The organism is Aggregatibacter sp. (assembly GCF_057314075.1).
This window is the reverse complement of sequence record NZ_DBHLAR010000009.1, coordinates 21,883-46,590: the sequence shown is the minus strand read 5'-3', so window position 1 is coordinate 46,590 and position 24,708 is coordinate 21,883. Positions and strand designations below refer to the sequence as shown.

Genomic DNA, 24,708 nt, shown 5'->3' with positions numbered 1-24,708 from the left:
AAGCTTAAGCAGGTTTTTCTTTCATGCAGGCTATATTTTAGTTTGCACAAGTTTGGCAAGCAGCTTGGAACATCCAAACTAATTTTTCTTGTGCTTTAATGTAATCACTCATTTGTGAAACGGTGCCTTCATCACCGGCATCTGCCGCCAAAGCAAGAATTTCACGTTGTTGAGCCAGTAACACTTTAAAGCCTTCTAGTGTGCCTCTTAAGCAAGCAACTGCAGTGCTCACAGCAATATCTTCTTTAATACGAGAATGGCTTAAATATTGGCTAAACGCATTGTTTGGGGTGTAGCCCAAGGTTAAAATACGTTCTGCCACTTCGTCCACTTTTTCCACTAAATCAGTGTAAATTTCTTCAAATTTTGCGTGTAATTCAAAGAAGTTCACGTCTTTAATGTTCCAGTGATAACCACGCACGTTGGTGTAGAAAACTTGATAAGTGGCTAATAATTCATTTAATTTTGCAGCTAATTCTTTAGATTTTGCGGTATCTAAACCAATAAATGTTTTTGACATAATATGTTCTCCTCTACTTTGTTAATTTATAAAAGATGAACGATGTAATGCTTAACCTCGTTCGTTTTTGTTGGCGTAAGTATAGAAAAAAGCACATAATGGCGCTAATTGTTACATTGAATAGAATTGATAGATAATAAAGATGGAATTATTAATAATCATTTCTAAAAACTATCAAAAAGGAACATAAATGACAGACGCAAGCAAATCAATCGCTTCTCCCCAAAAAAATACACGCAAAAAAGCCTTAGGCATTTTCTTTTTTTTGCTTATTCTCATGGCGATCCTCGCCGGATTATATTGGTTCTATTTTATTAAGGATTATCAAACCACTGAAGACGCTTATGTGAGTGGCAACCAAGTGATGATTTCTTCGCAAATTGCCGGAAACGTGCGACAAATTAACGTAGAAAACATGGATTTTGTGCATGCGGGAGATGTGTTACTTGAATTGGATGACACGGATTATCAACTGAGTTTCAGCCAAGCACAAAATACCTTGGCAAGTGCAGTACGCCAAATGTCGCAGCTTGGCTACACCGTGAAACAACTGGAAGCAACGGTTCAAGCCAACCAAACGGCGTTGACGAAAGCACAAGGCGATTTAGTGCGCCGTGAACAGTTAGGAAAAAGCGGAGCGATTGATAAAGAATCGCTACAACACGCCAGAGAAGCGGTAATGACAGCGGAAGCCAACTTAAACGCCGTGAAAAACCAACTTGCTGCCAATAAATCCTTATTAATGAATGTGCCTCTGAAAGAGCAGCCGGAAATTCAAAAAGCCATCAGTTCGGTCAAACAGGCGTGGCTCAATTTGCAACGCACGAAAATCACCAGCCCGGTCGATGGCTATGTGGCACGCCGAAGCACACAAGTGGGACAAAAAGTTGCCGTGGGTAGTGCGCTAATGGCAATTATTTCCAACGAACAAATGTGGGTGGATGCCAATTTCAAAGAAACACAATTAAAAGATATGCGAATCGGGCAACCGGTGAAATTATCCTTTGATTTATACGGTCATGATGTGAAATTTGATGGCAAAGTAGAAGGTATCGAAATGGGAACCGGCAGCGCATTTTCTTTGCTCCCTGCCCAGAATGCCACCGGTAACTGGATCAAAGTGGTGCAACGTGTGCCTGTACGTATCAGCTTAGATGCACAACAAATCGCTAACTACCCGTTGCGTATGGGCTTATCTACCTTGGTTGAAGTGAATATTTCAGATACCCGTGGTGAAATGTTATCGCAACAAAAACGTACTGCGCCGCTCTATTCCACCAATACGTTGAATTATGATCAAAGTGCGGTGGAAAATCTCATCGAAAAAATTATTCGCGACAATACAAACTAAGGTTTGCCCATCATGCAAAAACCTATTGAAGGTGCTGCCCTTGGCATCATTACGTTAGCGCTGTCTCTTGCCACGTTCATGCAAGTATTGGATTCCACCATTGCAAACGTGGCGATCCCCACGATTTCGGGCGATCTCGGCGCATCGTTCAGCCAAGGCACTTGGGTGATTACCTCTTTCGGCGTCGCCAATGCGATTTCTATTCCGATTACCGGCTGGCTTGCCAAACGTTTTGGGGAAGTAAAATTATTCCTCATTTCCACCGCACTTTTTGTTTTAGCCTCTTGGTTATGCGGCATTTCCCATAGCTTGGAAATGTTGATTCTATGCCGTATTTTCCAAGGATTAGCGGCAGGCCCGATTATTCCGCTGTCTCAGAGTTTGCTACTCAATAACTATCCTTCGGAAAAACGGGGCATGGCATTGGCATTTTGGGCAATGACCATTGTAGTTGCACCGATTTTCGGTCCCATTCTCGGTGGTTGGATCAGTGATAATTTACATTGGGGGTGGATCTTCTTTATTAATGTGCCCGTTGGACTGTTCATTATCAGTACCAGTTGGAAAATATTAATGCCACGAGAAAGTAAAATTCAGCACCAACCTATTGATACGGTGGGACTAGTCTTATTGGTGTTAGGCGTAGGCTGCTTGCAATTAATGCTGGATCAAGGACGTGAGCAGGATTGGTTTAACTCCACTGAAATCATTATCCTTGCCGTCATTTCCGCCGTAACCTTAACCGCGCTTGTCATTTGGGAACTGACGGACGACAACCCTGTGGTGGATATTTCCTTATTCAAGCAACGCAATTTCACTGTGGGCTGTTTATCCACCAGCTTGGCATTTTTAATTTACCTCGGCTCCGTCGTATTAATTCCCTTGTTGTTGCAACAGGTTTTTGGCTACACCGCCACTTGGGCCGGCTTAGCATCAGCGCCCGTAGGACTGTTCCCGATTTTGTTATCCCCTCTTATCGGTAAGTTTGGACATAAAATCGATATGCGTATTTTGGTGACCATCAGCTTTGTAGTCTATGCCGTTACCTTTTATTGGCGTGCCGTTACCTTTGAACCGGGCATGAGCTTTGCCGATGTGGCACTGCCGCAAATGGTACAAGGGTTAGCTGTTGCCTGTTTCTTCATGCCGCTCACCACCATTACGCTGTCTGATTTACCGGCGCACAAAATGGCCTCAGCTTCCAGTTTGTTTAACTTTTTGCGAACCCTCGCCGGTTCTATCGGCACTTCCCTTACTACATTCTTGTGGTATAACCGTGAAGCCGTTCACCACTCACAACTGACTGAAGCCATTACCCCGTATAACCCGAACGCACAACAGTATTACCAGATGATGGAGCGTTTTGGCATGGGCGAAGAACAAACCTCTTCTCTGCTTGCCCGTAACATTACATCGCAAGGGTTTATCATCGGCGCCAACGAGATTTTTTGGTTATCTGCCGTGCTGTTTTTGGTGTTATTTATATTGGTCTGGTTTGCCAAACCGCCTTTTGGAAACCGACATTAAAGTGCGGTCCCCAAAAGAAATATTTTTCACTTTTATTTACAAATCAATAACAAACGCCTATAGTAATGCGCGTTAGTCGGGGTGCTCCGTTAGCTTAAATAATGGAGCTGAGAAATACCCGTGAACCTGATACAGTTAGCACTGACGTAGGAAACTAATGCACTTCACTCTGCTTCCATGGCTTATTTCGGCCGATTTTCCCCGTTGAGTTGTTAGCTGGTTTTGTTTTTCAATCTCACCAAGGATTAACTCAATGACCAAGCTTTCTAAAAATTATTCTCCCCTAAAAACATCCTTAAAAACGACCGCACTTTGCTTACTCCCAATGCTGTTTTATACACACAACGCCCAAGCAGAAGGCAAACTGACCATTTATTGCAGCGTGCAAAATGTGACCTGCGAAAAAGTCACGAAACGCTTTGCCGAAAAATACAACGTGGATGCTCAATTTGTACGAAACAGCACCGGCACCGTGCTCGGTAAAATCAAAGCAGAAAAAGAAAATCCACAAGCCGATGTATGGTTTGGCGGCACATTTGAACCGCACTTACAAGCCGCCGACCAAGGTTTACTCGCGACATACCGCTCACCATTACAAAAAAACATCATGCCACAATTTAAGAAATTAATGGATGAACGAGGCGATTACACGTCGATCATCTACTTAATGGAAGTCGCCATCGGCGTGAATACGGAAAAATTAAAACAGCTCAATATTCCGGAGCCAAAATGCTTTGCCGATTTACTCAAACCGGAATTCAAAAATCAAATTCAATATGCCGATCCCCGCGTGTCCGGCACAGGCTATTCTTTTCTGACGACATTAGTGCAGCTTTGGGGCGAAGAAAAAGCGTTTGATTACTTGAAAAAACTCAATGCTAATGTGGCACAATATTCCAAAAGCGGCTTAGCTACCGGCAATTTAGCTACCGGTGAAGTAGGCGTTGATATTGCCTTTATGCATGGCTATGTACGTGAAAAAGACAAAGGCGCACCGGTAAAAGGCATTTTACCTTGTGAAGGCGTGGGCTACACATTAGGATCGGTAAGCATCATCAAAGGCGCACGTAATCTAGAAAATGCCAAACACTTCGTAGATTTCGTCCTTGATACCGAAGCTCAAGAAATCCCATGGCGGGAGTCCGACTCTTACCAGATCCCTGCCAACATCTATGCGAAAGCGTCCCCCAAAGCCAGCGATCCAAGCAAATTAAAATTATTGGATATTGACTTCATCCGCTTTGGCGCTGACGCGGAAAGCAAACGCTTAATTGAGCGTTGGGTTGAAACAGTCAAAGGAGAAAAATAGTTGAGAGAAAAGTGCGGTGGAAATTTTAATTATTTATAGTTTATATCGCTCAAGATATAAAACATAAATTATACTTTACAAGATATAAAACAAACTTTATACTTCATAGCGTATAAAATAATTTCTATACGCTATAGCGTATGAGGAGTCACCATGGTTATCACCACCGCAAAAATGCTTTCTCATGTAATTCGTGAATTTCGCTATCAAGGCGATCTGTCACAAACTGATGTTGCTAAACTCGCCGGAACGACCCAAGCTAGAATTTCAGCGTTTGAGAATGAGCCGGAGCGTACTAAATTAGAAACGCTATTTAAAATTCTGGCAGGATTAGAACTAGAGCTCATTGTGCAACCACGCAAAAAGTCATCTGATACTGTCCTATCAATCAAAGAGCCAACAGCAACATACGATGACGATGAGGCATGGTGATGAGTAACTCGATTCTAAACGTTGCCATGAATGACTTGTTAGTCGGTGAATGGCGAAAACTCAGCAGTGGCGCCACCGAATTTCAGTATGCAGAACAATGGCTTGAATCTGTTCGCTCGCGCCCAATTTCATTGTCACTGCCCTTGTCGCACAAAATTTATCGAGGAGATTCCGTTTACAATTTCTTCGATAATCTCCTCCCAGACAACGAGCAAATTCGTTCACGCATTCAACAACGTTTCCAAACCTCTACGAAATCCCCATTTGATTTACTTTCGGCGATTGGACAGGATTGTATCGGCGCAATTCAGCTTTATCAGGGAGAAAGCCGCTCAGTACGCCAAATTTATGCAGAACCGTTAAATGACAAAGAGGTGGAAAACGTGCTGAAAAACTACCGCACTTTTCCTCTCGGCATGGAAGAAAGCGAGGATTTCCGAATTTCTTTAGCCGGCGCTCAGGAAAAAACAGCACTGCTTTATTACCAGAATCAATGGCAACGCCCTTTGCATTCCACTGCGACCAGCCATATTTTTAAACTTCCGATTGGTATGGTGGCACAAGGGCAGCTTGATCTTTCCGGCAGCTGTGAAAATGAATGGCTTTGCTTGAATCTTATGAAAGCCTTAGGTTTGCCGGTTCCTCGAAGCCAAATTCAGCATTTCGGTGAAATGAAAGTACTGATTGTGGAACGCTTTGATCGCCGTTGGTCTGAAAATAGAAGTTGGCTAATTCGTTTACCACAGGAAGATATGTGCCAAGCACTCAACATCGCCCCTGCGCGAAAATATGAAAATGACGGCGGGCCGAGCATTCTTCAAATTATGTCGCTTCTCAACGGTTCATCCAACGCCCAAGCAGATCGCAAGCAGTTTTTTAAAGCGCAAATTATTTTTTGGTTACTTTGTGCCATTGACGGCCATGGCAAAAATTTCAGTTTATTTTTGGAACAAGAGAATCGCTATCGCCTAACGCCTTTTTATGACGTGATGTCCGCCTATCCGCTCATCAAACACAACGGACTACAAAGGCAAAAAGTCAAAATGGCAATGGCGTGGCACGGCGAAAATAAACATTATTTATGGGATAAAATACAACTCCGCCACATTTTCAACACCGCTAAACTCGCCGGCCTAGCAAAGGAAACAGTAGAAGACATTTTGCATGAAATCAGTGCGCTATATCGAAGAGTCAGTGAAATAAATACCCATGGATTGCCTGATGAAATTGTGGAGCCAATTTTAATGGGATTGGAAATGCAGATGAAAAAGATAAGTTAAAAAAGTGCGGTGGAAATTCACCGCACTTTTAGTTTCTGAAAATAAAAAACGTCAGCATAACCGACGTTTTTTTGATAGCTAGTGTTAAAGTGCCTCTATCGCATTATACTGCTCACGAATTTTTTCTAATCCGGATTGGTATTCGGCTTGTTTTTCGCGTTCTTTGGCGATAACCGCTTCCGGGGCTTTGGCGACGAAGGCTTCGTTGCTGAGTTTGCTTTCGATGCGTTTAACTTCGTTTTGATATTTTTCAATCTCTTTGGTTAAACGGGCAAGCTCGGCTTCTTTATTGATGAAACCTGCCATCGGCACGAGGATTTCGGTGTTGCCGACTAACTTCGCTACGGCTAACGGCGCTTGTTCGCCCTCTTTAAGCACACTGACATTGTCTAACTTCGCCATGGCTTGTAAGAGTGCGGTCTGTTTTTCCAGTATTTTTTGCTCATCGACTGGAATATTACGGAATAACAGATCGAGACCTTTGCTTGGTGCAATGTTGCACTCGGCGCGAATGTTACGCACAGCAACAATCACGTCTTTAAGCCAATTGATCTCTGTTTCAGCTTCTTCATCAAACGCATTTTCTTCTACGCGCGGGAAAGGTTGCAACATGATGCTATCAGCAGTAATCCTCATAAAACCTTTCACTTTTTGCCAAATTTCTTCGGTAATAAATGGCATGAGCGGGTGTGCTAAACGCAACAATTTTTCCAACACGTGAACCAAAGTTTGGCTTGCTGCACGAATTTGCGCTGCGTTGCCGTTGGCAAATACCGGTTTGGTGAGTTCCAAATACCAGTCGCAGAATTGGTTCCAAGTGAATTCATAAATCGCATTGGCACAAAGGTCGAAACGGTATTGGCTTAGTGCGCTGCGGAACGTTTCTACTGTGCGATTGAATTCGGATTGAATCCAACGGTCTGCCACGGAAAATTCGATTTCGCCTTGGCTTAAATCTAATTTGTCATTGGTGAGCACGAAGCGGCTTGCATTCCATAATTTGTTACAGAAGTTGCGGTAGCCTTCTAGACGTTTCATATCCCAGTTGATATCGCGACCGTTTGAAGCTAATGCAGCTAGTGTAAAGCGCAATGCGTCTGTGCCGTGTGCAGCAATGCCGTCTGCGAATTCTTTGCGGGTCGCTTTAGCAATTTTCTCTGCCAACTGCGGTTGCATCATGTTGCCGGTGCGTTTTTCAAGTAAATCTTCAAGGCTGATGCCGTCAATCATATCGATTGGATCAAGCACATTACCTTTCGATTTCGACATTTTTTGGCCTTGCTCATCACGGATTAAACCCGTTACGTACACCGTTTTGAACGGCACTTGCGGTTTACCGTTTTCATCTTTCACGAAGTGCATCGTAAACATAATCATACGCGCAACCCAGAAGAAGATGATGTCAAAGCCTGTGATTAACACATCCGTTGGGTGGAACATTTTGAGCTCTTTGGTTTGCTCTGGCCAACCTAAGGTAGAGAACGTCCATAAGCCTGATGAGAACCACGTGTCTAGCACATCTTCATCTTGTTTGAGTTCAACCGCAGAATCTAAGTTGTATTTTGACCGCACTTCTTCTTCGTTACGCGCAACATAAACGTTACCTTCCGCGTCATACCACGCCGGAATACGGTGTCCCCACCAAAGTTGGCGAGAGATACACCAATCTTGGATATCACGCATCCAAGAGAAGTAAAGGTTTTCGTATTGTTTCGGCACGAATTGGATTTCGCCGTCTTCCACCGCTTTAATTGCGACATCAGCAAGCGGTTTCACGCTCACATACCATTGGTCGGTTAGCATCGGCTCAATCGGCACACCGCCACGGTCGCCATAAGGCACTTTCAAATCATGCGGTTTGATTTCGTCTAATAAACCCAACGCTTCAAAATCTGCCACGATTTTCTTACGGGCAGCGAAACGCTCTAAACCACGGAAATCTTTAGGAATAGTCGCTTCATAACCGGCAAGTGCTTTGCCGTCAGTACCAATAATCTCCGCTTCATCACGAATATCCGCATTTAAGGTTAACACGTTGACCATCGGCAAGCTGTGACGTTTGCCCACTTCATAGTCATTAAAGTCGTGCGCAGGGGTGATTTTCACTACACCGGTACCGAACTCACGATCCACATATTCATCGGCAATAATCGGAATTTCACGATTAGCCAACGGCAGAACCACCGTTTTACCAATTAAAGATTGATAACGTTCATCTTCCGGATGAACCGCCACCGCCGTATCGCCCAACATGGTTTCTGGACGCGTGGTTGCGACGACTAAATAATCTTTACCATCTGCCGTTTTCGCACCGTTGGCTAACGGATAGCGGAAATGCCAAAGGGAACCTTTGCTCTCTTTGTTTTCTACTTCTAAATCGGAAATCGCGGTGTGAAGTTTTGGATCCCAGTTTACCAAGCGTTTGCCACGGTAAATCAAACCTTCTTCGTGCAAGCGAACAAACACTTCTTTTACCGCATTGGATAAGCCCTCGTCCATGGTGAAACGCTCACGTTCCCAGTCGATTGAGTTACCTAGACGGCGCATTTGTTGGCTAATTGTGCCGCCAGAATAAGCTTTCCAATCCCAAATTTTGTTGATGAACGCTTCACGACCATAATCGTGGCGGATTTTGCCTTCTTCTGCGGCAATTTTACGTTCCACCACCATTTGGGTTGCAATACCCGCGTGGTCTGTGCCCGCTTGCCATAAGGTATTATGCCCTTCCATACGGTTAAAACGGATTAAAGTATCCATTAAGGTTTGTTGGAAAGCATGCCCCATGTGTAAAGAACCTGTTACATTCGGTGGCGGAATCGCAATGCAATAGCTCGGTGCATTTTCATTTTCAGACGGTTTAAAATAACCGCTCTCTTCCCAATGTTGATAAAGGGCTTGTTCTACCGCAGACGGATTAAAACGGTCTGCCATTTCGAATTTTTGTGTCATTTATTTATTCTCTTTTAGTAAGATTCAACTTATTTATTGGACCATTTATAAAAATACTATGAAAAGCTTTCCCAAAAATCACTATCTAATTTCTTAATGCTAAAAATTTTTTGTGGCTGAACACCTAATTCATATTCATAAATATATTTAGCCAATAAATCTCCATTAATCAAAACAATTTTTGCTTTTGAAAAATTTTGAACATATTTTACAGCCTCATTTGAGAATTTTGCAGTAGTCACAAAAATACCTTTTGTTGCATTTCCTTGTAAACCAAGCAATGTTCCTATAAATCGTTGAATATCAGGTTGCCCTATTGATACATCTTTTTGATAACGTTTTGCTTGTACATAAATTTGTTCAAATCCTAGAACATCACTTTTTATAATCCCATCAATTCCACCATCTCGACTTAATTGTGTAATCTCACCATCCCCATATCCCATTTTTTGAAACAGTTCGATAACAATTTTTTCAAAAGCTACTGGAGATTTGCTTAAAAGCACTTCAAGAATCTCATTATAAATCTCTTTTCTAATAGCTAAATAAGACTTTTCTAACTGTTCAAGTGGATTCACCTCAAGCTCAACAATTTGTTGCGTAATTTCTTCTTTTTCTTGCTCCGATGAAGTATCAAACTTTCTTAAGTAGTTTTCTCTAATATATTTTAAAATATCATCACTAGAGGCATATAAAAGCTGAATACCTAAATCAGAGACAAAATATAATCTTTTATCTTTTACCTTCTCAAAAGATATCAAACCTGACTTATCTAAATCATTTAATTTCCACAAAACAGTATTTTCAAAAATCTTAGCATTACTTACTTCATATCTACGATTCAGGAAATCATTATCTAAATTAAAATATTCAGCTAATTTACTAATAATAGAAGATTTATCTAAATTTGGATTTGTTTTAAGTATATTTAAGATGGGATTTAATAAATCTTTTGTTTTATTGTAAGTTCTCATATTTCCCCTCTATCAAACCAAACGTAACTACATAAAGCAGCCCTTCACTCGGATAAATACTCCGAATCACTTCTTTCAACTCATCCAATCCCATATTCTCCTGCTTCGCATGTTGTTCTGTCAGTTCATCAAGGGTAATTGGCGACACACTTAACACTTCAACAGTGCAGAAATATTGATTATCTTCAAACCGCCCCACTCGCAGAATATCGCCCGCTTTAAAATGGTTTTCGGATTTATCACGAATGGTGATGGTTTTGCGCCCGGCGAGAATATCGGCTTCAAAGCGTTGGTAGAAAGTGATGTCGTTCATAAAAGTGCGGTCAATTTTTTAAGTGTTTTTTGTAACCATCCCCCCTTTTTACCAAAGAGGGAAGTTTTTTTATATCGTTATGCCTGCTCCGTACTCAACGTCCAGCCTAACTGTCTTAGTTGTTTATAACGCTCACGCGCTAAGGCTTTTGGTTGTTCTTCCACAGGAACGAAGTCGATAATTTGGTTAAAACTATTAATGTATTCCGGCAGTTGTGGTTGCAGATTAATCAGCAAATCACGGCTTTGCGCATTGCGTTTGCCCGTCCAACTAATTTCAATGGGCGTGGCATACGTGGTGGCTTCGCCGGAAAGGTTGTGCGGAACGAACTCGTCGGGTTCTCTTTGCCACAACGCCTCATCAATATTGAGCGCCTGTGCTTCACTTTCGCACACCAATAAAACACGTTTTCCCAAACGCCAAGCAGATGCCGCTAAATCGCAAGCAAGGCTCTCCACAGCAGACAAATTTGACTGCGCAGGAGAGGTGTCAGAAAGCAGGTAAAATTGCGCGTTTTTCGGCATGAATAACAAGTCCAAACGGGGAAAAATGAATTGCCAGATTTTAGCGGAAATCGGCTGAAATATAAAATGTTAATTTCCGAAACCTTTCGCCGCCAACGGAGCGCACTTTATGATCTAAGTCACAAAACCGATTTTCTGTTTTTGATTTCAGTTCATAGATGAGTCGGGCGGTGTTAAAATCTCACTGACTTTTCATTAATAATCATTAAGAGGTAATTACCATGGCATTTCGTATTGAAAAAGACACAATGGGTGAAGTTCAAGTTCCGGCAGACAAATACTGGGCTGCGCAAACCGAACGTTCCCGCAACAATTTCAAAATCGGTCCTGCGGCATCTATGCCACATGAAGTCATCGAAGCCTTTGGTTATTTGAAAAAAGCGGCTGCATTTGCCAACCATGATTTAGGCGTGTTGCCTGCGGAAAAACGTGATTTAATCGCACAAGCTTGCGATGAAATTTTAGCAAATAAATTAGACGATCAATTCCCATTAGTGATTTGGCAAACCGGTTCCGGTACGCAATCCAACATGAACGTGAACGAAGTGGTGGCAAACCGTGCTCACGTTCTACACGGTGGCAAATTGGGCGAAAAATCCATTATTCACCCGAATGATGATGTGAACAAATCCCAATCTTCCAACGATACCTTCCCAACCGCAATGCACATTGCCGCATACAAAAAAGTTGTCGAAACCACTATTCCTGCCGTAGAACGTTTACAAAAAACTTTTGCAGCAAAATCTGAAGCGTTCAAAGATGTAGTTAAAATCGGTCGTACGCACTTAATGGATGCCACACCGCTCACACTCGGTCAAGAATTCTCTGCCTATGCCGCGCAATTACACTTCGGTTTACTTGCATTGAAAAATACCCTACCGCACTTACGCCAATTAGCCCTTGGCGGCACAGCTGTAGGTACCGGTTTGAACACACCGAAAGGCTATGATGTGAAAGTGGCAGAATACATTGCTAAATTCACCGGTCTTCCGTTCATTACCGCAGAAAACAAATTTGAAGCGTTGGCAGCGCATGATGCTATCGTGGAAACACACGGTGCATTACGCCAACTTGCTATGAGCTTGTTCAAAATTGCTAACGACATCCGTTTATTGGCATCCGGTCCACGTTCCGGTATTGGTGAAATCTTAATTCCGGAAAATGAACCGGGTTCTTCCATCATGCCGGGGAAAGTCAACCCAACCCAATGTGAAGCCATGACCATGGTATGCGCACAAGTGTTTGGTAACGACACCACTATCGCGTTCGTCGGTTCTCAAGGCCACTTCCAATTGAACGTGTTCAATCCGGTGATGATTGCGAACTTCTTACAATCTGCCCAATTGTTGGCAGATGCCTGTGTTTCTTTCGATGAACACTGCGCGACAGGTATCGAACCGAACTACCCTCGCATTAAACAACAACTTGAAAATTCATTGATGTTGGTCACCGCACTTAATACCCATATCGGTTATGAAAATGCGGCGAAAATTGCGAAAACCGCACACAAAAACGGTACCACCTTACGCGAAGAAGCCATTAATCTTGGCTTAGTTTCTGCAGAAGACTTCGACAAATGGGTGCGTCCGGAAGATATGGTGGGCAGCTTAAAATAACGTGATGCGTTAAATTAAGTTATGCGTAAAGAAGACGGGATCAATTTCCCGTCTTTTTTGCTATAATCGCCCACATAAATTTTTATGACGGATTGTTTATGAAATTAAAATCGCTGCTGTTTATTTTGAGCTTATTTCCTATCGCACTTTCTGCCCATTGGGTCAATGTGGGCACCGCTGACTATAATTGGGGGCCATTCTTAGTTTATTCCATTGATTTGGCGACCGAAGACGGTGCATATCAGGAAAATCAATTACCTATCATGCTTTCTTTCAAATATGAAAAGCCCGTTGAAGGCAAGAATTTTGCGATTAGCTTAATTAAAGAAATGGAATTTCTAAAAGCGGATAAAGCGAAAAGTGATGCATGGCTAAAAGACATGCAGGCTATTTTCCCGGATTTCTCACCAAACGATGTATTACGTTACATTGCGTTGCCCGATAGAGGTTATTTCATGTTAAACGACTCAATTTTGGATCATGAATTTGACCCGGAATTTAGCCGCTTATTTGCCGGCATTTGGTTATCGCCAAACAGTAATTTTATAAAATTACAGCCGCAATTATTAGGCAAAGAAAAAAATGCCACTCCCGCAGAAGAATTTAAAACACAGCCGGAAATAGCCCCGTTGAGTGAAGAAGATGCCAGTCCGCAACTACCGCCAAATTTCCCGTTAAATAACAAGAACCCAGAATTCGGCTAGAATACAAAAAACAAAGGGTAGCGAAATGCTACCCTTCTTTTTTCCTAAAAACCTTACGCGTCTTTAAATGCTTTGATTTGCTGTAAATGATGAGAAATTTGCTTGAATTTATGGCTTTCGTTTTCATCCCATACAATATCGTAATACGGAGACAAAACATCTGCGCTACGTTTGGAATCCAACACGCCGTCCTCAATCGATAAAAAAACCAGACAGCGACCTTTATTCTTCATACGGAAATTTTCCACGCATTTGGTGGCGATGTCTTCGTATTCTTCCGGGCGGTCAATCTTACCTGTCATATTTTCTTGTGGAAATAAATTCGGGTTGAAAATCGCCTGTTTAATGCCGCACAAGAAGCCGATACGCTCCGCCCAGTAGCCACCCAACCCAACGCCGCAAATCAACGGGTTCTCATCTTTCGATTCAGACACCAGTTTATGCACCTCATTCAGCAAGAAAGTCATGTCATGACGCGGGTGCAACGTGCTGTAATTAATAAAACGTACGTCACCATCAATAAATTTTAACTGCATGACTTTTTCATAATTACCGGGGCTGCTGGAATCAAAACCATGTAAATAAATAATCATTTTATTACTCCAACTTGATTACGGGTTTTCTGTTCTAAATATAAAATCATTTGCAAGGCGATATTAATGCCGCTGGTCTTCTCAATCATTTCAAGCCCCGGGCTAGCATTCACTTCCAGCACCAACGGACCATTCACAGAACGAATTAAATCCACGCCGGCAACATCCAAGCCCAACGCTTTCGTGGCATTTAAAGCAATTTGCTTTTCCTGTTCGGTCAGTATCACTTTTTCCGCAGTGGCGCCACGGTGACAATTTGCGCGAAATTCTCCGTTCTGCCCGACACGTTGCATAGCGGCAACCACGCGTCCACCAATCACAAAACAGCGTAAATCGGTGCCGTTGGACTCCGCCACAAATTCTTGTAACAACACGGGCACATCCGATTGCTTTAATGTGTCCAAAATACTGACCGCACTTTGTGCCCGCTCTGCCAAAATCACGCCAATGCCTTGCGATCCGGTTAGGGTTTTCAAAATTGTTGGTGCGCCGATGTGTTGCACTGCATGATTAGCATCCACTTCCATGCCCGCCAATAAAGAATCCGGCACAGCGATGCCATGTTGTAACAACATCTGCAGGCTCAACCATTTATCTCGAGCATTACGAAATGCATCCACATGATTCAAGCAAGGAATACCCAACGCCTGAAAATAGTGCAACACGCGACAGCCCATGAGCATACTGGTTGTGCCAAAACGAGGCAATACCGCATCATATTGCGGCAATAATTGTGCTTCACTTTCAGGCTCTGCCTGATAATACAATGCAAAGTGCGGTGGATTTTTACGGAGTTTTATCAAGCAACGATTCGGATCCAAAATATCCATTTGATGCCCGTTGTCTTCCGCCGCACGTTTTAGCCGCTGACAACTATACAAGCGCGGCTCACGACACAACATTAACAATTTCATACAAAATTACTTTTTAATGAAACCTTGTTGTTGCAAATAAGCCAACACTTTCGGGCGAATCGGTTTATCCAAACTCTTAATCACATTACGTGACCAATCCATGTCAATGTTGCTACGCTGACGATAATATTCAGCAACGGTAGCGTTATATTCGTCAAGTTTAGTGGTATCCAACGGCTGATAGGCGTTTTCAAAGAACAAGGTTTCTTTCGGCAGGCGTGGTTTGGTCGGCGGATCCTGATCGGGATACCCCAAACACATCCCCACCATCGGTAAACAATGTTCCGGTAGATTTAACAATTTGCCAACCGCTTCCATTTCATTACGCAAAGAACCAATATACACACCGCCAAGCCCTAGGCTTTCCGCCGCCAACAATACATTTTGCGACATGATACCGGTATCCACTGCGCCGATGAGCAAGACTTCTGCATAATCTAACTGCGCTGTTGGACAAATTTGTTTATGTTTATAGAAATCAACACAGAACACCCAAAACTCCGGTGCGGATTTCACATACTCCTGATTGGAGCTATATGCCATCATTTGCTCACGAATAGCCGGATCAGTGATACGCACAATAGAAACACATTGCAAATGGTTAGATGTAGAGGCAAAACGCGCCGCATTTACAAGCTGTTCAATCACCTTGTCAGATACGGGTTCATCCGTAAAACGACGAATTGAACGATGGGCTAAAATACAATCTAAAGTCGAAGAAGTGAGTTTTTTCTCAGACATAAACCTTCCTTACTGTAACGAACATCAAATTTGCACCTATCTTACACTAATTACACGCCCTCCCCAAAACCCCTTTATTCTTTTTTAGAGAGGTCGTAGAATCACACTACTGATTCATCACAACAAGGAAAAATTATGTTTGTTACTATTTATGGACGTTTAAGTTGCCCGTATTGCATACGTGCCAAAAACTTAGCCGAAAAATTGAAAAATACCGTGGAAAATTTTGATTATCGTTACATCGATATCATTGAACAGGGCATGACAAAAGAAGACATTGCGAAAATCATCGGCAAACCGGTACAAACTGTACCGCAAATTTTAATTGATGAAAAACACATTGGCGGGTGTACCGACTTCCAAGCTTTCGTGCATGAACAATTTGGTATTGACTAATTTCTCCCTGTGATAAAACAAAAAGTGCGGTGAAAAAACAAATAAATTTTTAACCGCACTTTTTTATTTCCCCTATTTATCCGTTAGGCACGATCACATCAGCAATCAATTTCAAATCCGGATTCACATAAACTACACGGAAATCATCACCTTTTTTTATCACTTCCAGCATTTTGATTTTGCGTTGGCAATCCCGGATCGGCTTACGATAAGCATAGGTTCGCATTCGGTCATTGAGCTTAATTTGTAGCTCAAATCCATAGCCGCTATCAAGCATTTTACACATATAACCGCCCGGAACTTGGTGCGCACCAAATTGTTCTACGGTAAAAACATAACTACCGTTTGGCATTTGGTTACGATGCTTTGCCACAATATTTTCCACCGGTGAGGTAAAATTCCGCTTGTTGCTACCGCAACCCACGCCATTCATATCCACGTCAAGCACAGCATAGCCGTTAGAACATTTATTGGCGTGAGCGTTTAACGTATTTAATTGTAAATCCAAGTCTTCTGCCATACCAAAGAAGCACGGAAATCACCGTTTGGATTACCGCCGGAGGCTCTAACTTTTTCCGCTATACTATTATCAATTCTTGGTTTAGGCGTTTTTTTCTCTTCTTCTATTTTTTCCTTTACAGGTTCGGTCTGTGGCTCTTCTTTTACCGGCTCGTTTTTTGGTTCTTCTTTCGGCGATTCCGGTTTTTGCTCCGGTTTGGCAATTTCAATTTTTACCGGCGCCACCGCTTCGGCCTTAATAGGCGCCGGATAGAAATAGAACCACCATGCTAATCCACCTAACAGCAATAATAGTAACAACCACAGCCACCAACGAGACTTTTTCACCTTTGGCGTAGATGATACCGCCGGCATTGGCTTTTTACCTAAGCCCCAACCGGTAATCACCGGTTGCTTGTTCACAACATAAATTTGGACAGAACCATGTTGCACGGCCTTGACCAAGCTTTCCAATAAAGCCGATTGTTCGAAAGTAATCGTGCCTTTTTGTAGCAAATCCACACGTAATTTATCTACCGCCTCCAAACGTTGAGAAATCAATGTTTCCGCATTTTTGCGAGCTACTTGTTCCCATTATTCAGTATGGCCTAACAAATAGGGTTGTCCTTGCAAATCGGAATACCATTCCACCACATTGCCATTAACTTCAGAACGTGCAAATATAAACGCAGTACTAGGCGGTAAATACCGATTTAACAGACTGACAATTTCATCATAATGGCTAAATAACTCTACAGCAGCCAGATTTTGCTGTTCCAAATTGACTCGCGCAAGACGTTGCATAATCTCTCCGACGTCAAAAATGCGGTAAAAAACGACCGCACTTTATCACATTATTTACACTCTTCTTTTTCCACCATCGGCTTAATAGCTTGGTTGATCATGCTGGTAACTTGCGCCTTGCTGTTAGCAGTAAACACTTTACCTTTAGTCGCTGTGGCCAAACAATTTGCAGCTTTTGTCCCCCCAATATCCACTACATTGATTTTCAGCTTTGGTTTATTTTTCGCGATTTGATGGGCAAGACCGCATACGTCGTGTTTTACTCCATTACAGAAATCATCACCATCACTTAACACTAAAATAAACGCCTCACGCTTAACGCCATCAACCATTGATGCCGCTTGTTGTAAACCACTATAGAGTGCCGTGCCGGTGCCCTGATCACTGTCTTTCGGTTGCAATGCATTGATTTGGGCTTTTAACGCTTTCCGTTTACCGGGACCGAACATGCCATGGTTTCTGGCGCCGGGACACACTTTTAAACTCACCAATCCAATATCAATATTCGGATCAATCTTATCAATGATTGCGGCAGCAGATTTCTTCGCCGTACTAATACGATTTGGCTCACGACGCATATAATCAAACTCTGCGTCTGTGGGAAACGGCGAATCAATAAAACGTTGAATAGAGGCCGGACTTTCCAACAATGAAAACAACATCGACAAGGAATCATCAAATACAATCACCATTTGCGGACGTTGATCCGGGGTGATGGTTTTGGTGCAATATTTCGGTTTTTCCGGTTTAGGTGGCTCCTTCACTTTCAAAGGCTCCTCAACCTTCGGTGGCTCTTCCACTTTTGGCGGTTCTTCCACTTTTGGCGGATCCTCTACTTTTGGCTCTTCCGGCTCCAGAATAAACTCAAGCCGCTGTGGCTCGGGCTTCGGTTCCTCTTTTGGCGGTTCCGGTTTCGGTTCTTCTTTTGGTGGCTCCGGTTTGGAAATTTCAACTTTCACAGGCTCCATTGGTTGAGATTGAACCGGCTCAGGGCGGAAGAACAACCACCACGCCAAACCACCTAGTAATAGCAATAATAATGGTAACAACCACAACCACCAACGGGATTTACTTGGTACAGGCACAACTGGTGGTGGGACTGGAATCGGCTTTTTACCCAAGCCCCAACCGGTAATCACGGGTTGTTTGTTGACGATATAAATTTGGATGGAATCATGCTGTGCCGCATCAACCATGCGCTCCAATAAAGTCGCTTGTTCTGCACTGATACTGCCCTTTTGCAACAACTCCGCACGCAGTTTATCTACCGTAGCCAAGCGCTGTGAAATCAAGCCCTCAGCCTGTTTTCTAGCCTGCTGTTCCCGTTCGGAGTTACCTAACAAATATGGCTGCCCTTGTAACTCGGAATACCACTCTACTACATCGCCATGCACTTCAGGTCGCGCCAACATAGTGGCGGTGCTTGGTGGAAGATGACGAAGTAAAATTGTCGTGACCTCATCATAATGGCCAAACAAGTCCACGGCTGCGCTATTTTGTTGATCTAAATTTACTCTTGCTAAGCGTTGCATAATCTCTCCAACCTCAAAAATACGATGAAATATGACCGCACTTTATCACATTATTTACACTCTTCTTTTTCCACCATTGGTTTAATGGCTTGGTTAATCATATTAGTAACTTGTGCTTTACTGTTAGCGGTAAACACTTTGCCTTTGGTCTCCGTTGCCAAACAGTTTGCGGCTTTCGCACCACCAATATCGACGACATTAATTTTCAGTTTTGGTTTTTGTTTGGCTAATTCTTGTGCTATAGCACACACATTAGTATTACCTTTATCACAACTTTCCTCACCATCGCTCAACACTAAAATAAAAGCATCACGTTTAACGCCATCTACCATGGCTGCGGCTTGTCGCAAACCGCTATGAAGCGCCGTACCTATATTCTCCTCGCCCTCTTTCGGAAACAATCCTCTAATTTGAGCTTTTAGTGCTTTACGCTTACTCGGACCGAACATACCATGATTTCTGGCTCCAGGGCATCTTCTTAAACTTACCAATCCAATATCAATATTAGGATCAATCTTATCAATAATATCTGTAGCCGCTTTTTTTGCTGTAGTAAGACGACGTGGTTCACGGAACATATGTGCTTTTTCCTCTTCCGAGATTATCTCATTATTATTCCAACGATCCCAAAATGCGTTAATTACTGCACTGCTTTCATTTAAACTAGCCAACATAGATAAGGAATCATCAAATACAATTACCATTTGCGGACGTTGAGCCGGCGTAATAGTTTTAGTGCAATATTTTGGTTTTTCCTGTTTAGGAGGTTCTTCCACTTTCGGAAGATCCTCAACCTTTGGAGGTTCCTCCACTTTCGGTAGTTCTTCTACTTTCGATGGTTCTTCCGACTCAGGAATAAACTCAAGCTGTTGAGGTTCCGGCTTCGGTTCCTCTTTTGGTAGTTCCGGTTTCGGTTCTTCTTTCGGTGGCTCCGGTTTAGAAATTTCAATTTTCACCGGTTCTATCGGTTCAGGCTGAATAGGCTCAGCGCGGAAGAACAACCACCATGCCAAACCACCTAGTAATAGCAATAATAATGGTAACAACCACAACCACCAACGGGATTTACTTGGTACAGGCACAACTGGTGGTGGGACTGGAATCGGCTTTTTACCCAAGCCCCAACCGGTAATCACGGGTTGTTTGTTGACGATATAAATTTGGATGGAATCATGCTGTGCCGCATCAACCATGCGCTCCAATAAAGTCGCTTGTTCTGCACTGATACTGCCCTTTTGCAACAACTCCGCACGCAGTTTATCTACCGTAGCCAAGCGCTGTGAAATCAAGCCCTCAGCCTGTTTTCTAGCCTGCTGTTCCCGTTCGGAGTTACCTAACAAATATGGCTGCCCTTGTAACTCGGAATACCACTCTACTACATCGCCATGCACCTCAGGTCGCGCCAACATAGTGGCGGTGCTTGGTGGAAGATGACGAAGTAAAATCGTCGTAATCTCGTCGTAATGGCCAAACAACTCCACGGCTGAGGCATTTTGTTGATCCAGATTAACTCTTGCTAAGCGTTGCATAATTTCTCCAACTTCAAAAACGCGGTGAAAAACAACCGCACTTTATTCGCAAATTTCTTGTTCCACCGATTTCATGGATTTTCTAATGGCATTGGTGAGTTTCGCTTGGGACGTCATATCACCACTAATAATTTGTCCCCCTGTTTCTTTGGCGAGGCAGTCAGAGTCATGCCACGGAGAATTTATACTCACGATGTTCACTTTTAATTTTGGTCTTACCCGTTTTTCTTGCCTAATAAGTTGGCAAATATCTCTATTCGTACAGTCATTATTACCTTCGGTAATGTACACAATGAGCGCCTCACGTTCTTTACCATCTATCAAGGTTAACGCCTTTTGTAACCCCTCATAAATCGGCGTTCCCGGCACTTGATTCTCTCGCACATTCATGCCTTTTAATTTCGCTTTTAAGTGACCGCGCTGACCACCGGTAAAAATACCATGATTCGTCGCAAACGGCGTGCCTGTTGAAGTAGATAAACAGCTTTTTAATTCAACAAGTCCAATATCGACGGCAAAAGGAATACGATCAATTAACTGAGCTACGGATTTTTTCGAGGCCGTCGAACGATTTGGTTGACGGTACATATAATTAACCTCATCCTGACTAACACCGTATATTCTCCAGTGTTCATCAAAAGCGGCTACTGTTTTTGCATTTTCCAATAAGGTATAACGCATTCCTGAGGCATTATTAAAAATAATCGCCAGTTGCGGCACATCTGTTGGTTTTTTCACGACACGACAGTTTTTCTGCGGTTTCTTTTCCTTCTCTACAACGGGTTCCGGCTTCGGTTTCGCATCCTCTTTCATCGGCTCCGGTTTTGGCTCTTCCTTGACAGGCTCCGGCTCAGGAATCGGTTCTTCTTTCACGGGTTCGGGTTCCAGCTCGGGAATAAATTCCAGTTTCTGCGGTTCCGGCTTCAGTTCTTCTTTCGGCTGTTCTGGTTTCAGTTCCGGTTTGGAAATTTCAACTTTCACAGGCTCCATTGGTTGAGATTGAACCGGCTCAGGGCGGAAGAACAACCACCACGCCAAACCACCTAGTAATAGCAATAATAATGGTAACAACCACAACCACCAACGGGATTTACTTGGTACAGGCACAACTGGTGGTGGGACTGGAATCGGCTTTTTACCCAAGCCCCAACCGGTAATCACGGGTTGTTTGTTGACGATATAAATTTGGATGGAATCATGCTGTGCCGCATCAACCATGCGCTCCAATAAAGTCGCTTGTTCTGCACTGATACTGCCCTTTTGCAACAACTCCGCACGCAGTTTATCTACCGTAGCCAAGCGCTGTGAAATCAAGCCCTCAGCCTGTTTTCTAGCCTGCTGTTCCCGTTCGGAGTTACCTAACAAATATGGCTGCCCTTGTAACTCGGAATACCACTCTACTACATCGCCATGCACTTCAGGTCGCGCCAACATAGTGGCGGTGCTTGGTGGAAGATGACGAAGTAAAATTGTCGTGACCTCATCATAATGGCCAAACAAGTCCACGGCTGCGCTATTTTGTTGATCTAAATTTACTCTTGCTAAGCGTTGCATAATCTCTCCAACTTCAAAAACGCGGCGAAAAACGACCGCACTTTATTCGCAAATTTCTTGTTGTACCGGCTTCATGGCTTGTTTAATCGCATCGGTTAATTTTTCTTGGCTGGTCATGTCATGGTCAAAAATCTGCCCGCCTGTAGCCTTTGCCAAGCAGTCTGTGGCATTCCAAGGGGAATTGATACTCACAATATTCACTTTCAATTTTGGCCGCTCTTTTGCCACATTTTCCATTAATGCGCAGATTTTTCGCTCAGTGCAATCACCATTACCTTCAGTAATCAACACAATCAAGGCTTCGCGTTTTTTACCATCAAGCAATGTTAAGGCTTTTTCAATACCCTCATAAATAGGTGTGCCCGGTACACGGTGGTCACGTACCGCCATATTTTGTACTTTATTTTTTAATTCCGTACGTTGTGTACCAGTAAAAATGCCATGATTAATCGCCGCGGATACATCAGGTGATTTGCTGACACAGCTTTGTAGTTCAACCAAACCAATATCTACAGCATGAGGAATATCATTAATTAAGTGCGTCACCGCCTCCTTGGCGGCTACAGAACGATTTGGTTGACGATCCATATAATCAATTTCGGATTGTGGCAGGATTTGTTGTTGTAATTTTTCATCAAATGCATTGATTGCTTCTTTACTTTCCAACAGAGTATATTTCATGCCAGTGGCGTTATTAAAAATAATCACTAACTGTGGAATATCCGCTGGTTTCTCCACTTTTCGGCAATTTTTCGGCACAATTGACTCAATTTTTACAGCTTTAGGAACAGGCGACATTAAAAACAACCACCCCAAGAGTCCTAAAATAGCAAAGGTGAAAAGTAACAGTGGCAATAACCAACGACGGGATGTTTTTGCTTTTGTGACAGACGATGTCTGCTCAACAGTGATATCTTTTTTCTGCCCCCAGCCGATAATCACAGGTTGTTGGTTGACGCTGTAAATTTGAATATCGTGCGGTTTTACGATATGTGTGAATTGTTTTAAATACGCGGCAATAGCAGGTTCAATCGCCTCTTTTTGCAATAACTCGAACACTAAGGCATCAATGGAAGCTAAGCGTTGCATAACAAGGGTACTAGCTTCTACATAGTGGCTTGAATGAGCGTCTAATAATTGTGGCTGTCCTTGTAATTCGGAATACCATTCCACCATATTGTCCTTCACTTCAGGGCGCGCCAATATGTTTGTCGTGCTAGGTGGCAAATAGCGATTTAATACCGCTACGATGTCATCATAATGGTGAAATAACTCGATCGCTTCCTGGTTGTATTGATCCAAACCAATCCGTGCCAGACGTTGCATAGTATTCCTTAAAAAACATCCCCAAAAGTCACCGCACTTTTAGGATCTAGAAAGCAAAAAGAAGGCCACCAACATTGTTGGTAGCCCTCAGTATTAGCATTATAAGCCTAATGCTTTTTGTAGATTAGATAACTTGCGTTGTAATTGTTCTAATTCCGCTTGTTTTTCCATTTCAGAACCGCCGCTGTTATTGACGGCTTTCATTTGTTTCTCTACTTCGGCAATTTCCGCCTGCAAATCTTGTCTGCCTTTGGCTTTTTGTTTTAACTCAGCTGTGAGTTTACCCACAGACTGGTCGAGTTTAGCCTGTTGCGCTTTTTTCTGTGCAATAGATTGGTTAACAGATTTTTGTTGCGCTTTAATATCGGCATAAATTTTATTAAATTTGGCATTTTCTGTCTTCGCGTCTAACACCAATTTTTCTTTTTGTTCAATACGCTTGTCATAACTTCCGGAAAACTGGCAGGCCGCTTTGCTGAACATATTGAGTTCAACACTCGGATCGCACTCTTCCGGCGTGTTGGTACAGGCAGAAAGCAACACGGCAGCACCTAAAAGTGCGGCAGTTTTTAGCAATGTTTTTTTCATAGCATCTCCTTAACCGACATTTAACGCATTACGTTGTTGTGATACAACGGCAACTTGTTTTTCCAAGGCGGCAATCTGTTTTTGATATTGAGCGATTTGCGAGTCTAATTTCGCCACATTCATACCGCTACCACGCTCTTTCTTCGCCACTTCTTTCCAATCTCTCTCGCTTTCTTTCATTTTTTTCAACTTTTCATTTAAGTAAGCGATGTTGCTGTCAATTTCTTTCAACTGACGTTTAGCTTCGTCTTTTTGAATGCTGTTATCTTTTAACTTACGATTCAAATTCGTCAACGTTTGCTGATTTTGGGTCAACACGGTTTTCGCAGAATTTGCCAGAGTTCTGGCTTCTTGAGTGTTTTTATTTAAATCTTTTAAATAAGCATTTAAACGCTCTTCTTTATTAGCATAATTGGTACGCTGTTGTTCCAAATAATAGTTACCGCCCATGAGGATACCACAACCAGCTACCGCAGCTACCGCAGAACATAGTGCTGCATTATTGGTTCCGCTTAATAAACAAGCCCCAACACCTGCCGCCGCACCGGCTGCACAGGCAGTTAATCCCGATTTACTAAAAAACTCAGCTTGATTGCCTGAGGTTAAACGGCTGTCTACATTAGAAGAACCGGAGTTGGACATACTTTCACAACCGGCTAAAGCCAATGTTGTGGATAAAGTCAAAACACCAACAATAGATTTTTTAGATTGAAAATTAAACATAGAGGCTTCCT

The 24,708-nt window shown here is 42.8% G+C and carries 25 protein-coding genes and 1 riboswitch; of the genes, 8 read left to right on the top strand and 17 right to left on the bottom strand.

Features of this window, described 5'->3' with window-relative positions; translation table 11 throughout:
- Window positions 1-37 precede the first annotated feature (37 nt).
- Window positions 38-520, bottom strand: coding sequence for a ferritin-like domain-containing protein (locus tag ACO5E4_RS06945; protein WP_314401225.1), 483 nt, complete (start codon window positions 518-520; stop codon window positions 38-40).
- A 190-nt stretch (window positions 521-710) separates the two neighbouring features.
- Here ACO5E4_RS06945 and ACO5E4_RS06940 point away from each other — a divergent pair, with 190 nt between their 5' ends.
- From ACO5E4_RS06940 to ACO5E4_RS06920, 5 genes are all read left to right on the top strand, one after another.
- Window positions 711-1,871, top strand: coding sequence for an EmrA/EmrK family multidrug efflux transporter periplasmic adaptor subunit (locus tag ACO5E4_RS06940; RefSeq protein WP_485862526.1), 1,161 nt, complete (start codon window positions 711-713; stop codon window positions 1,869-1,871).
- A gap of 12 nt (window positions 1,872-1,883) precedes the next feature.
- Window positions 1,884-3,398 (top strand): DHA2 family efflux MFS transporter permease subunit, encoded by a 1,515-nt coding sequence (locus tag ACO5E4_RS06935; RefSeq protein WP_485862525.1) that lies wholly within the window; start codon window positions 1,884-1,886, stop codon window positions 3,396-3,398.
- Between the two features lie 67 nt (window positions 3,399-3,465).
- A riboswitch (TPP riboswitch) is annotated at window positions 3,466-3,568 on the top strand.
- A gap of 83 nt (window positions 3,569-3,651) precedes the next feature.
- Window positions 3,652-4,707 carry an ABC transporter substrate-binding protein gene (locus ACO5E4_RS06930; RefSeq protein ID WP_485862524.1) on the top strand — a complete coding sequence of 352 codons (1,056 nt, stop codon included), beginning with the start codon at window positions 3,652-3,654 and terminating at the stop codon, window positions 4,705-4,707.
- A gap of 153 nt (window positions 4,708-4,860) precedes the next feature.
- Window positions 4,861-5,139 carry a helix-turn-helix domain-containing protein gene (locus ACO5E4_RS06925; protein ID WP_485862523.1) on the top strand — a complete coding sequence of 93 codons (279 nt, stop codon included), beginning with the start codon at window positions 4,861-4,863 and terminating at the stop codon, window positions 5,137-5,139.
- Complete coding sequence (locus ACO5E4_RS06920; RefSeq protein ID WP_485862522.1) at window positions 5,139-6,419, top strand: type II toxin-antitoxin system HipA family toxin; 1,281 nt, start codon at window positions 5,139-5,141, stop codon at window positions 6,417-6,419. Before ACO5E4_RS06925 ends, ACO5E4_RS06920 begins: the two co-directional genes overlap by 1 nt.
- An 84-nt stretch (window positions 6,420-6,503) precedes the next feature.
- On the opposite strand, the gene ACO5E4_RS06915 is transcribed toward ACO5E4_RS06920, so the two are convergent.
- The 4 genes from ACO5E4_RS06915 to ACO5E4_RS06900 form a co-directional block, all read right to left on the bottom strand.
- Window positions 6,504-9,368: a valine--tRNA ligase gene (locus ACO5E4_RS06915; RefSeq protein ID WP_485862521.1), complete on the bottom strand. Its 2,865-nt coding sequence runs from the start codon at window positions 9,366-9,368 to the stop codon at window positions 6,504-6,506.
- 56 nt (window positions 9,369-9,424) lie between these two features.
- Window positions 9,425-10,342, bottom strand: a complete 918-nt coding sequence (locus tag ACO5E4_RS06910; RefSeq protein WP_006718876.1) for a restriction endonuclease — start codon at window positions 10,340-10,342, stop codon at window positions 9,425-9,427.
- Entirely contained in the window at window positions 10,326-10,655 is a 330-nt protein-coding gene (gene yqfB / locus ACO5E4_RS06905) for a N(4)-acetylcytidine aminohydrolase (protein ID WP_485862520.1), read from the bottom strand. Before yqfB ends, ACO5E4_RS06910 begins: the two co-directional genes overlap by 17 nt.
- 77 nt (window positions 10,656-10,732) lie before the next feature.
- Window positions 10,733-11,179, bottom strand: a complete 447-nt coding sequence (locus ACO5E4_RS06900) for a DNA polymerase III subunit chi (protein WP_485862519.1) — start codon at window positions 11,177-11,179, stop codon at window positions 10,733-10,735.
- 221 nt (window positions 11,180-11,400) lie between these two features.
- On the opposite strand from ACO5E4_RS06900, the gene fumC reads away from it, so the two are divergent.
- Together fumC and ACO5E4_RS06890 are read left to right on the top strand one after the other, a co-directional pair.
- Window positions 11,401-12,795, top strand: a complete 1,395-nt coding sequence (gene fumC, locus ACO5E4_RS06895) for a class II fumarate hydratase (RefSeq protein ID WP_109128058.1) — start codon at window positions 11,401-11,403, stop codon at window positions 12,793-12,795.
- 98 nt (window positions 12,796-12,893) lie between these two features.
- Complete coding sequence (locus ACO5E4_RS06890; RefSeq protein WP_485862518.1) at window positions 12,894-13,499, top strand: hypothetical protein; 606 nt, start codon at window positions 12,894-12,896, stop codon at window positions 13,497-13,499.
- 53 nt (window positions 13,500-13,552) lie between these two features.
- Here the strand turns inward: ACO5E4_RS06890 and ycfP are convergent, their stop codons facing one another.
- From ycfP to nfsA, 3 genes are read right to left on the bottom strand one after another with little or no spacing between them, the layout of a single operon-like run.
- The gene (ycfP, locus tag ACO5E4_RS06885) at window positions 13,553-14,092 is read right to left on the bottom strand and encodes an alpha/beta hydrolase YcfP (protein WP_006718888.1); all 540 of its coding nucleotides are present in this window, start codon (window positions 14,090-14,092) and stop codon (window positions 13,553-13,555) included.
- Window positions 14,089-15,006, bottom strand: a complete 918-nt coding sequence (locus tag ACO5E4_RS06880; RefSeq protein WP_006718891.1) for an ATP-grasp domain-containing protein — start codon at window positions 15,004-15,006, stop codon at window positions 14,089-14,091. Before ACO5E4_RS06880 ends, ycfP begins: the two co-directional genes overlap by 4 nt.
- A gap of 6 nt (window positions 15,007-15,012) precedes the next feature.
- A complete protein-coding gene (gene nfsA, locus ACO5E4_RS06875; RefSeq protein WP_485862517.1) occupies window positions 15,013-15,747 on the bottom strand; it encodes an oxygen-insensitive NADPH nitroreductase in 735 nt (244 codons plus the stop codon).
- 135 nt (window positions 15,748-15,882) lie between these two features.
- Here nfsA and ACO5E4_RS06870 point away from each other — a divergent pair, with 135 nt between their 5' ends.
- Entirely contained in the window at window positions 15,883-16,143 is a 261-nt protein-coding gene (locus ACO5E4_RS06870; protein WP_485862516.1) for a GrxA family glutaredoxin, read from the top strand.
- Between the two features lie 76 nt (window positions 16,144-16,219).
- Here the strand turns inward: ACO5E4_RS06870 and ACO5E4_RS06865 are convergent, their stop codons facing one another.
- The 9 genes from ACO5E4_RS06865 to ACO5E4_RS06825 all read right to left on the bottom strand — a co-directional run bounded on the left by ACO5E4_RS06865 (window position 16,220) and on the right by ACO5E4_RS06825 (window position 24,697).
- Window positions 16,220-16,651, bottom strand: coding sequence for a hypothetical protein (locus tag ACO5E4_RS06865; protein WP_485862515.1), 432 nt, complete (start codon window positions 16,649-16,651; stop codon window positions 16,220-16,222).
- Complete coding sequence (locus tag ACO5E4_RS06860; protein WP_485862514.1) at window positions 16,636-17,202, bottom strand: hypothetical protein; 567 nt, start codon at window positions 17,200-17,202, stop codon at window positions 16,636-16,638. Before ACO5E4_RS06860 ends, ACO5E4_RS06865 begins: the two co-directional genes overlap by 16 nt.
- 33 nt (window positions 17,203-17,235) lie before the next feature.
- Window positions 17,236-17,445 carry a hypothetical protein gene (locus tag ACO5E4_RS06855; RefSeq protein ID WP_485862513.1) on the bottom strand — a complete coding sequence of 70 codons (210 nt, stop codon included), beginning with the start codon at window positions 17,443-17,445 and terminating at the stop codon, window positions 17,236-17,238.
- A 50-nt stretch (window positions 17,446-17,495) separates the two neighbouring features.
- The gene (locus ACO5E4_RS06850; protein ID WP_485862512.1) at window positions 17,496-18,977 is read right to left on the bottom strand and encodes a vWA domain-containing protein; all 1,482 of its coding nucleotides are present in this window, start codon (window positions 18,975-18,977) and stop codon (window positions 17,496-17,498) included.
- A gap of 50 nt (window positions 18,978-19,027) precedes the next feature.
- Window positions 19,028-20,506 carry a VWA domain-containing protein gene (locus ACO5E4_RS06845; protein ID WP_485862511.1) on the bottom strand — a complete coding sequence of 493 codons (1,479 nt, stop codon included), beginning with the start codon at window positions 20,504-20,506 and terminating at the stop codon, window positions 19,028-19,030.
- Window positions 20,507-20,548: 42 nt separating this feature from the next.
- A complete protein-coding gene (locus tag ACO5E4_RS06840) occupies window positions 20,549-22,060 on the bottom strand; it encodes a vWA domain-containing protein (protein ID WP_485862510.1) in 1,512 nt (503 codons plus the stop codon).
- Window positions 22,061-22,102: 42 nt separating this feature from the next.
- The gene (locus ACO5E4_RS06835; RefSeq protein ID WP_485862509.1) at window positions 22,103-23,386 is read right to left on the bottom strand and encodes a vWA domain-containing protein; all 1,284 of its coding nucleotides are present in this window, start codon (window positions 23,384-23,386) and stop codon (window positions 22,103-22,105) included.
- 99 nt (window positions 23,387-23,485) lie between these two features.
- A complete protein-coding gene (locus ACO5E4_RS06830; RefSeq protein WP_314954091.1) occupies window positions 23,486-23,974 on the bottom strand; it encodes a hypothetical protein in 489 nt (162 codons plus the stop codon).
- 9 nt (window positions 23,975-23,983) lie between these two features.
- Window positions 23,984-24,697, bottom strand: coding sequence for a hypothetical protein (locus ACO5E4_RS06825; RefSeq protein WP_314954089.1), 714 nt, complete (start codon window positions 24,695-24,697; stop codon window positions 23,984-23,986).
- Window positions 24,698-24,708 lie beyond the last annotated feature (11 nt).